Annotated in this window: 9 protein-coding genes; 3 read left to right on the top strand and 6 right to left on the bottom strand. The window is 33.7% G+C overall.

Features of this window, described 5'->3' with window-relative positions; all coding sequences use genetic code 11:
• Nucleotides 1-139: 139 nt before the first annotated feature.
• The 5 genes from H8911_RS00715 to H8911_RS00695 all read right to left on the bottom strand — a co-directional run bounded on the left by H8911_RS00715 (nucleotide 140) and on the right by H8911_RS00695 (nucleotide 4673).
• Nucleotides 140-1255 carry a 5-methyltetrahydropteroyltriglutamate--homocysteine S-methyltransferase gene (locus H8911_RS00715; RefSeq protein ID WP_186998366.1) on the bottom strand — a complete coding sequence of 372 codons (1116 nt, stop codon included), beginning with the start codon at nucleotides 1253-1255 and terminating at the stop codon, nucleotides 140-142.
• A gap of 111 nt (nucleotides 1256-1366) precedes the next feature.
• Nucleotides 1367-2269 carry a LysR family transcriptional regulator gene (locus H8911_RS00710; protein ID WP_117924305.1) on the bottom strand — a complete coding sequence of 301 codons (903 nt, stop codon included), beginning with the start codon at nucleotides 2267-2269 and terminating at the stop codon, nucleotides 1367-1369.
• Nucleotides 2269-2754: a peptidylprolyl isomerase gene (locus tag H8911_RS00705; RefSeq protein WP_117924307.1), complete on the bottom strand. Its 486-nt coding sequence runs from the start codon at nucleotides 2752-2754 to the stop codon at nucleotides 2269-2271. Before H8911_RS00705 ends, H8911_RS00710 begins: the two co-directional genes overlap by 1 nt.
• Before the next feature lie 4 nt (nucleotides 2755-2758).
• Nucleotides 2759-3613 (bottom strand): DegV family protein, encoded by an 855-nt coding sequence (locus tag H8911_RS00700; protein ID WP_186998365.1) that lies wholly within the window; start codon nucleotides 3611-3613, stop codon nucleotides 2759-2761.
• A 1-nt stretch (nucleotide 3614) separates the two neighbouring features.
• Nucleotides 3615-4673 (bottom strand): M42 family metallopeptidase, encoded by a 1059-nt coding sequence (locus H8911_RS00695; protein WP_117924311.1) that lies wholly within the window; start codon nucleotides 4671-4673, stop codon nucleotides 3615-3617.
• Between the two features lie 137 nt (nucleotides 4674-4810).
• Between H8911_RS00695 and H8911_RS00690 the strand changes: the two genes are divergently transcribed.
• The 3 genes from H8911_RS00690 to H8911_RS00680 are packed head-to-tail and all read left to right on the top strand — an operon-like array spanning nucleotide 4811 to nucleotide 8334.
• Nucleotides 4811-5566, top strand: a complete 756-nt coding sequence (locus H8911_RS00690) for a hypothetical protein (protein ID WP_186998363.1) — start codon at nucleotides 4811-4813, stop codon at nucleotides 5564-5566.
• Nucleotides 5556-7529 (top strand): ATP-dependent DNA helicase RecG, encoded by a 1974-nt coding sequence (gene recG, locus H8911_RS00685; RefSeq protein ID WP_117924316.1) that lies wholly within the window; start codon nucleotides 5556-5558, stop codon nucleotides 7527-7529. Before H8911_RS00690 ends, recG begins: the two co-directional genes overlap by 11 nt.
• A gap of 10 nt (nucleotides 7530-7539) precedes the next feature.
• Nucleotides 7540-8334, top strand: coding sequence for a hypothetical protein (locus tag H8911_RS00680; RefSeq protein ID WP_186998362.1), 795 nt, complete (start codon nucleotides 7540-7542; stop codon nucleotides 8332-8334).
• 5 nt (nucleotides 8335-8339) lie between these two features.
• Here H8911_RS00680 and H8911_RS00675 read toward each other — a convergent pair whose 3' ends face one another.
• Nucleotides 8340-8732 carry an HIT family protein gene (locus tag H8911_RS00675; RefSeq protein ID WP_117571107.1) on the bottom strand — a complete coding sequence of 131 codons (393 nt, stop codon included), beginning with the start codon at nucleotides 8730-8732 and terminating at the stop codon, nucleotides 8340-8342.
• Nucleotides 8733-9055: the final 323 nt, after the last annotated feature.

Genomic DNA, 9055 nt, shown 5'->3' with positions numbered 1-9055 from the left:
ATATAAAAAAATGGGACGAACACGACCCTACGATATTTTATAGAATTTTTTTACTACTTATAAAACGACCCTATAAAAATTTAAGGACTATGTTCGACCCTACAAGAATTTAAATATCCAAATTAATCCAAACTTTTTTCTATCCCCATACTTCTTCAGCAATTTCTTTAATCAATCTAACTTTAGCCCACTGTTGCTCTTCAGTTAATTTATTTCCTATTTCACATGAGGCGAAACCACATTGTGGACTTAGACACAAATTTTCTAAAGAGACATATTTGCTAGCTTCTTTAATACGGGCAATTACTGTTTCTTTGTCTTCTAATTTGGCTAATTTTGTAGTAACTAAACCAAGTACGACTTTTTTATCAGCTGTAACCTCTTTTAATGGTTCAAATCCACCAGAACGAGCATCATCAAATTCTAAGAAATAGGCATGCACGTTTTCTTTCGCAAATAATGTTTTTGCAACAGCATCATAAGCACCACTAGATGCATATGTAGAGTGGAAGTTACCACGGCATACGTGTGTGTTAATTGTAAGATCTTCAGGTTTTCCTTCAATCGCAAGATTGTTGATACGTAAGAATAATTCTTGAACTTTTAACAAACCTTCTTGATCTGTTTGGAAAAATAATGGCGCTTTTTCATCCACCAACATGCCCCATGAACAATCATCGAATTGAATGCATCGACATCCTGCATCATATAATTGTTGAATGACAACTTTATACCCATTCGCAATGTCTTGAACCAATTCTTCAGTATCTTCATAATATTTTTTAGTGTTTTCTAGTGCAAAAGGAAGAATCATTTGTTCCAAAAATTGTGCTGGAGCAGGAATGGTTTGTTTGGCAATCGTATTTTCGTCTTCGAATTGAGTTAAAAACTTGAAATGCTCTACAAAAGGATGTGTACCACTCACACCAACTTTTCCAGTGATATATGTATCATCAATCATAGCGGCTTCTCCATGGAAGGGAAGGCCTGTTTTCGTTGGTGTATGAGATACGCCATCAAATCCCCACATAAAGTCTAAGTGCCATGTAGCACGTCTGAATTCACCATCTGTGATGACGTGTAGGCCGGCTGCCTTTTCTTTTTGAACTAAATCTGTAATGCACTCATCTTCGATTTGTGTCAATTCTTCTCTTGAAATTTTTTTGGACTCATAATCTTTACGGGCTTGTTTTAGTTTTTCAGGTCTTAAAAAACTTCCAACTACATCATATCTATAAGGTGTTTGAACTGTCATAATAAATTCCTCAACTTTCGTGTGTGTTAAGTCTATCATATTTATAGTATATAGAATAATTGAAATATTCTTTAGCTTGTTATAGTTAAAAACTATAATAAAAGACCAATTTCAGTTGGTCTTTTCAATGTATTGAATTAGATGATTTAGATAGTTTTTTGACATGTTGGATAAAACTCCATCACTAATATAGCCTATTTCCATAACTTCATCACTATCAAGTGGAATGGATACAATGTTGTCTCCGTTTAAATCTGTGCTTAAGATACCTGAAGAAATCGTATATCCGTTTAGTCCAATCAATAAGTTGAATAATGTGGCGCGATCCGAAACAACAATACTCTTTTTAGATGGCTGAGTACTGTGTAATTCTTCGGAAAAGTAGAAGGAATTATTGATTCCTTGTTCATAAGTTAGACGGGGATAGTTCTTTAAATCTTCCATTTTCACTGTTTTTTTATGGGATAAAGGATTTGTCTTAGAAACAAATACATGGGGTTTGGCTTCAAATAATTTGGTGAATGTAAGATGTTCTTTTTTTAAGATACTTTGAATGACTTCACGATTGAAATGTGAAAGATACAGAATGCCTAATTGACTTCGATGGTTCTTTACATCTTCGATAATATCGTATGTTCTTTGCTCTCTTAAAGAAAATTCATATTCACTTTGATTGTATTCTTTGACTAAGGCAACAAATGCATTTACCACAAAGGCATAGTGTTGACTTGAAATCGCAAATACAGTTCTTGCAGGGAATGTGTTTTTATATTGTTCTTCAAGTAAGTTAGCTTGTTCTATGACTTGTCTAGCATAGCCTAGAAATTTTTCTCCTTGTTCAGAGAGAAGAATACCTTTATTTGTTCGAACAAATAAGCAGATGGACATTTCTTCTTCTAAATCATGAATGGATTTCGAAAGAGATGGTTGTGAAATAAATAAGGCTTTGGCTGCGGAATTAAAAGATCCAGATTCAACGATCTGGATCACGTAGCGCAATTGTTGCAACGTCATTAGTCAACAATTGTGATTGTATCAATCACTTGAGGATTTCTTGGACGATCATTGAAAGTAGTAGGTGTCTTTGCGATTTTATCTACATTTTCCATACCTTCAATCACTTTACCAAACGCAGCATATTCACCATCTAAATGAGGTGAATCCTGGTGCATAATGAAGAATTGACTTCCTGCACTATTTGGATCCATAGCACGAGCCATAGATAAAACACCACGAGTGTGTTTTAAATCGTTTTTAAATCCATTTGAAGCGAATTCTCCATGAATTGTATAACCTGGGCCACCTGTTCCGTTTCCAATTGGGCATCCACCTTGAATCATAAATCCTTTAATAACACGGTGGAAAGTTAATCCGTTATAGAATTTTTTTTCGATTAGATTCAAAAAGTTTTCAACAGTTTCAGGAGCAATCTCTGGATACAACTCAGCTTTGATTTGATCTCCGTTTTTCATTGTGATTAAAATATTTTTGGTTTCCATGTTTTTAGTTTTCCTTTCTTATATATTGTAATGCGATACAACCAAGACCAGTATGTACGGCGATTACGGAACTAATATAGTTTATATGAATATTTTCTTCAGGTACACCCTTTTCGATAAAACATTTTTTAAAATGGTTGGCACCCTCTAAAAAATCTGAGTGAATAATATAGATATTTGTATGTTCTATATCAATATCGTCAATGACTTTATCAATCGCATAGGTGTCAGCTCTTTTTTCTGTGCGAACCTTATTTAATACATCGATTCTGCCTTCTGTGTTTTTATTTAAGTGCAAGATAGGATAAATCTTTAACAAACCTGCAAGAGATGCAGCCATTGGGGTTAATCTTCCACCGCGTTTTAGGTGTTGTAAATCCTTGACTAAGATCAATGAGTTGGATTCATAGATTGCCGGTCGAATAATCTCTAATATTTCTTCAGATGGTTTGTTTGCGTCGACTAATTGCTTGATCCAAATCGCAACATGTTTTTCTAATTCACAAGTTGAATACATATCAATCACATGGACATTCATTTCTAATTCTCGTGCAATACTTTGCATGGTTGAAGCGTTTGTAGATAATCCATTTGTCAATGGAATCGCAAATACAGTATCGTATTCTTTTTTTAGTTTTTCAAATAAATTATAGATTTTTTGATAGGTTGCCATGCTTGTTTTTGGCATTTTCCCCTTGGCTAATTCTTTATAAATATCTTGTGTTGAAATTTCTAATGTATCTTGGTATGTTGTTTTGTCAATTGTGATTTGTAAGGGAAGCAGGTAAATACCTAATTCTTTTGCCTGTTCAAAAGATAGATTGGAACCTGTATCCGTTACGACGGCAATTTTTTCCATACTAGAATCCTCGAATAGTTTGAGCATCGATGTTTGTGATGATTTCAACCGCAAGTTTTACAGCATTATCATAATCTTCTTCAGAACAGATTCCAAATGAAGCGTGTGCAAAACGAACGGGAATACCGATAATGATGGTTGGAATGTTATAGCGGTGAGTAATTCCTGCATTGGTTCCTCCACCTTTTCTTACACTTTCCTGTACAGGAATATTTTTTTCATGTGCCAAATCAATCGCATAACGCATAAAACGAGGGCTTGTGATATAAGAACGGTCAAACCAACGTAACATTGGCCCTTTTTTCAAGGCAGACTGAATCATGTAGTCTTGTTCAAATGTATCATCACTTGGGCATCCTTCAAAACAAATCGCAATGTTAGGATTTAAGTTTTTGATTGCTGTGTCCATGCCTCTTTCGCCGACTTCTTCTTGTGTTGTTAATGTTGCTTCAATGTTGTGGCTTACATCTTTTAATTGGTGTAGTACATCCATTACGGCTGCACAGCCTATACGACAATCAAAGGCTTTTCCTAAGAAAATCTTATGTGCTTCATCATATTTACATGTAACTGCAGGACACATGAAGTTACCTACAGATATATGAAATTCTTCTTTTACTTCTTGAGAACTTGTTGCGCCTACATCGATTACTAAATCATCAAAATCTACTTTTCCATTACGCTTTTCTTCAGATAAGAAATGAACCGGTTGACTTGCGACAATACCCGAAATCTTTTCACCTTTATCATTAAGAATCCAGACTTCACCAGATACAATGTTTTTTGGATCCCATCCACCTAATGGTAAAAAGCGAATTGTACCATTTGGTTTGATGGCTTGCACAATAAAACCGACTTCATCGGCATGTGCATCCAAAAGAATCGTCGTTTCATGTTCTTTGTCTTGTTTAAAGTGCATATACGTATTACGCATTGTATCATCATGAACTTCACAAATATCCTTGACATCTTCCATGGCTAATGAAGATACTTCATCTTCCATGCCACTTGGTCCAAAGGCAGTTGAGAAGTTAATAATTCGTTTAATTTTTGAATTCATATACATTTCCTCCATAAAATTTGTTAATATTATAGCACAGATACATATTTGTGGATGTGTTTCTGGTCATTTGAATGAATTTGTATTTGGACAAAGGACTAGAATAATTGTATCTTACCAAAAAAGGAGATTTTTGCATGAAAAAAATAATGTCAAAACTACATTTTAGAAGTATATATAAAACAATCGTATTAACTTTGATCTTATGCTTTGTTTATAACATTGCCTATTTAATGATGAGTGCCTTAGGTATGAATGTATATCTTAGACAAAGTCTAGAAGTCGTATTAAGTTTATTGTCGAGTTTAGGTTTCTATTTTATTTGCACAAAGATATGGAAGAAACAAAATTTTTGCGCATCTGCAATTTTGAAAGTATTAGTGCTACAAGGTATTTATATTTTAATTGTGAGTGGAATTCTTACAAATCTAGTGAATGTTTGCACAAATAATACAAGCTTAATGTTAGTGTTACAACTTATTAGTGCATTCTGCTTAGTTATGATGGTGCCATTCCAGTTGATTTTCTATTATGGATTGATTCACGATAAAAACTTAAAGGAATTTATTCCTTTTGCACTAAAAAAACACCAGAAATCTATGTTGAACTGGTATTGTACATTACTAATCTGTATTGTTGTGTTTGATACAATGTCTGGAGGTTTATTTAGTGCAGCACAGGGCTTTAATGCCCAAAGTATTTTAGTTGGATCTATGTATATGGGTAATCCTATGATATCTTGGATGATGTATTTATTCTTGGGAGTTAGCTTTAAGTCGAGTCTTGCAGCTATGTTTACTTATTTGTTTGTGAATTTTTTAATGGGCTTTTTCTATTGCATTCTTGAATTGAATTATGTTTCTTATGTAGGAAGTCTTTTAGATGCAGATTAATGAATTGAAAATTACCAGTCGAAGACTTGGTCTTTTAGTAAAGATGAATATCTTAACTGTTGAGGATCTATTGAAATATTATCCTTTGCGTTATGATACGGTTCAAACATTGCCCTATTCGCAATGGAATGAAAAGGAAAATGTTGTATTCCAAGGCTTGATTTGTTCAACCGCAAGAGTGATTCGTTTATCTAAGAATCGTTCGATGACTAAGTTTAAAGTCTTGTCATGGAATGAAGAATTAAACATTACTTTATTCAATCGTCCATGGCCATCTCAATTTGGTTTTGGCAAGATGATAACGATTTATGGACAATATCAAGGGAATAATAATGTGGTAGCTTCTACTTATAATTTTAAACCTTTAGATCAACAATTAGGCTTACATCCAGTATATCCATTGATTGAAGGTTTGAAGCAATCAGATATACAGGCCATTATGAAAGAGGCCCTTAAACATGTGGATGTTTTACCTCAAAGAGTACCACAAAGGTATATTGAAAAGTATAAGTTGTTAGATATATCTACGGCTTATAAATGGATTCACTTTCCAGAGAATGAAAAGCAACTGCATGCCGCAATTCGTACATTGAAGTATGAAGAGTTTCTATGTTTTCAATGCGTAATGCAGTCGATGCATGAAAAGAAGGAAATAAAAAAAGCTAAGAAATTTTCTATGGCAACAGTAAAGAAATGGATTTCAGGTCTTCCTTTTGAGTTAACGAAGGATCAGCTTTCAAGTATTGACGATATTCTATATGATTTAAAGAGTACAAATGTCATGTTTCGCCTTGTTCAAGGAGATGTTGGATGTGGAAAGACAATTGTTGCTCAAATTAGCATGTATGCCAATCAGCTAGCTGAATATCAATCGGCTTTGTTGGCACCAACCGAAATCTTAGCTCGCCAACATGTAGATAATATGCATAAATTAGGTTTAGATGCGACTTTATATGTTTCTAGTTTACCGACTAAGGAAAAGAAAGAAATTTTAACGAAACTTGAGAATGGAGAAATATTAAATGTGGTAGGAACGCATGCTTTATTTCAAGAAAATGTTATTTTTAATAAATTAGGCCTTGTGATTGCGGATGAGCAACAGCGTTTTGGTGTGAAACAAAGAAGGTCTCTATTAGAAAAAGGAAAGTGTGTTGATTTTCTAATGATGTCAGCTACACCGATTCCTAGAACGTATGCGCATTTCTTATATGGAGATATGGATATTAGTTCGATTCATACAATGCCTAAAGGAAGAAAGAGTGTTGTCACAAAGTATTTTAAAACTTCAAGTATGTCGCCAGTTTTAAAAGATGTATTGAAATTTATTCAAGAAGGAAGACAATGTTATGTCGTGTGTCCTGCCATTGAAGAGAATGATGAATTTAAAATGCGTAATGTATTTGAAATTTATGAAGGCATGACAAAGATATTAAAAGATATACGCATTGGCTTGCTTCATGGAAAAATGACAAGTCAGGAAAAGGAAGAAACGATGGACAAGTTTTCTAAACATGAATTGGATATCCTTGTTTCTACAACGGTTATTGAAGTTGGAATTGATGTGGCCAATGCGAGTGTGATGGTCATTTATGATGCGCATCGTTTTGGCTTAAGTACTTTGCATCAGCTTAGAGGACGTGTGGCACGTGATAAAAAACAGGGGTATTGTTTCTTGTTGTCGGCATCGAGTGATCCTCAGGCTATTGAACGCTTAAAAAAGATGGAAGAATTAAAGGATGGCTTTGAAGTATCCAATTATGATTTGCATATGCGCGGTCCAGGTGATATTTTAGGGATAAGACAAAGTGGTATGCCTTGTCTTGTGTTTGGTGATTTTGAAAAAGACCAGGCTATGATGGAAACGTGTATTCATGATGCCAAAGAAATCATACAAGATCAAGTGGATGTGGATTTGTTGTCGTATATTTCAAGGGCTATTGAAAATGCACAGTATTTTGATTAGGAGTTTTACAATGGATAAACAGAAGATAGAGAATAAAACTATATATTTTATGTGCTTATTAAGCATGATATGCATTCTTGTTTTGATTGCTTACTTCTTCTTTTTACGTAATGTTGAAATTGATATTATGGCAAATGCGCAATATACGTATGTTGGAGAAAATGGAAATGCGAGTGTGACAGTAAGTGCTAAACAGGGAGATCTAAATCAAAGAACACAGGATTTTTTGAACTCTGTTCAATATGAAGTCAGTCCGAATACAGATTTATCAAATGGAGATACGATTCATGTAACGGCAACGTATGATGAGGCTTTAGCCAATCAATATCATTATCAGCCAAAAAGTGTTGAAACCGATGTGGTGGTAAAGGGGCTTGCCAATCGTTATAGTGCATTAGAGGACATTCCAAAAACATTGATTCAGGATGGGAAAGATGCAGCTATAGATTATGTAAAAGATAATCAAGAATCTATATATACTATTGATGGTAAAGAAGATAAGGCGCCTGGACTTGATAAACTGAAGATTGTCTATTCGGCTTATTTAAAATCGAATCAAAAAAATAATAGTGATCGATTTGTATATATTGTACAAATGAATTATGCCTCAGAAATTTTATATTACATGGTATGTATTCCAAATATTAATGATTCAGATTCGATAGATACGCATAATATTTATGGAGAAAAGGCGTATTTAACGCAAGATGAATGGAATGGTAAAGATTTTAGTGGATATGTAAATCGTGTATATTCATTAAAATATCAAATTGAACAAATAAATAAAGAAGTCAAATCAAATTGACTTCTTTATTTTAGTTTATTCATTAATTCTTCAAAATCTGGTTTTTCAATTTCATGAAATTCAATGGTAACACTATCGTTATCTTTATAACGTGGAATCAAATGAACGTGGAAATGGTTAACACTTTGTCCTGCAGCTTCATGCACATTACTTAAAATGTTGATGCCATCACAATGTAGAGTTTGTTCCAATTTGTTGGCAAGCTTACTAGCAACTTCAAATACATGGTTGCGGGTTTCATCTGGACAATCTAAAAAAGAATCACAGTGTTCTTTTGGGACAACAAGCGTATGTCCATAAGAAGTAGGGTTGATGTCTAGAAAAGCGATAACACTTTCGTCTTCATAGATTTTATTGCTTGGAATTTCACCATTAGCGATCATACAAAAAATACACATAAGTATACGTCCTCCTTATTAAAAATAATACATCGTTTTAGATAAAATGAAAAGCCAGACTAAGGGGGTGTCTGGCTTTTCAATAAGGGGATAGAAAATAGTATGAATATCATTTACTGATTTCATACCGGCAAGGTCTTCAAACTCCTTGCTTGTATAGAAGTATACCATAAGTTGTGTCAAATAAAATGTGAAAAGTGTGGGAAAATATGTGATTTAACAAAAAAGTAGTATTTTCACACCACTTTTTTGTTTTTTTTGACTCATTTTACAAAATTGATAGTGATTGCGAGTGTCAAAAATGGGAAAATTTGGATTTTTCA

This window comes from Holdemanella hominis, from assembly GCF_014306155.1.
Classification (GTDB): Bacteria; Bacillota_I; Bacilli_A; order Erysipelotrichales; family Erysipelotrichaceae; genus Holdemanella; species Holdemanella hominis.
This window is presented reverse-complemented; position numbering and strand designations above follow the sequence as displayed.

Excerpts from the sequence above, each read along its gene's own strand:
- H8911_RS00715 (WP_186998366.1), bottom strand. The coding sequence starts at position 1,255 with ATGACAGTTCAAACACCTTATAGATATGATGTAGTTGGAAGTTTTTTA.
- H8911_RS00710 (WP_117924305.1), bottom strand. The coding sequence starts at position 2,269 with ATGACGTTGCAACAATTGCGCTACGTGATCCAGATCGTTGAATCTGGA.
- H8911_RS00705 (WP_117924307.1), bottom strand. The coding sequence starts at position 2,754 with ATGGAAACCAAAAATATTTTAATCACAATGAAAAACGGAGATCAAATC.
- H8911_RS00700 (WP_186998365.1), bottom strand. The coding sequence starts at position 3,613 with ATGGAAAAAATTGCCGTCGTAACGGATACAGGTTCCAATCTATCTTTT.
- H8911_RS00695 (WP_117924311.1), bottom strand. The coding sequence starts at position 4,673 with ATGAATTCAAAAATTAAACGAATTATTAACTTCTCAACTGCCTTTGGA.
- H8911_RS00690 (WP_186998363.1), top strand. The coding sequence starts at position 4,811 with ATGAAAAAAATAATGTCAAAACTACATTTTAGAAGTATATATAAAACA.
- recG (WP_117924316.1), top strand. The coding sequence starts at position 5,556 with ATGCAGATTAATGAATTGAAAATTACCAGTCGAAGACTTGGTCTTTTA.
- H8911_RS00680 (WP_186998362.1), top strand. The coding sequence starts at position 7,540 with ATGGATAAACAGAAGATAGAGAATAAAACTATATATTTTATGTGCTTA.
- H8911_RS00675 (WP_117571107.1), bottom strand. The coding sequence starts at position 8,732 with ATGTGTATTTTTTGTATGATCGCTAATGGTGAAATTCCAAGCAATAAA.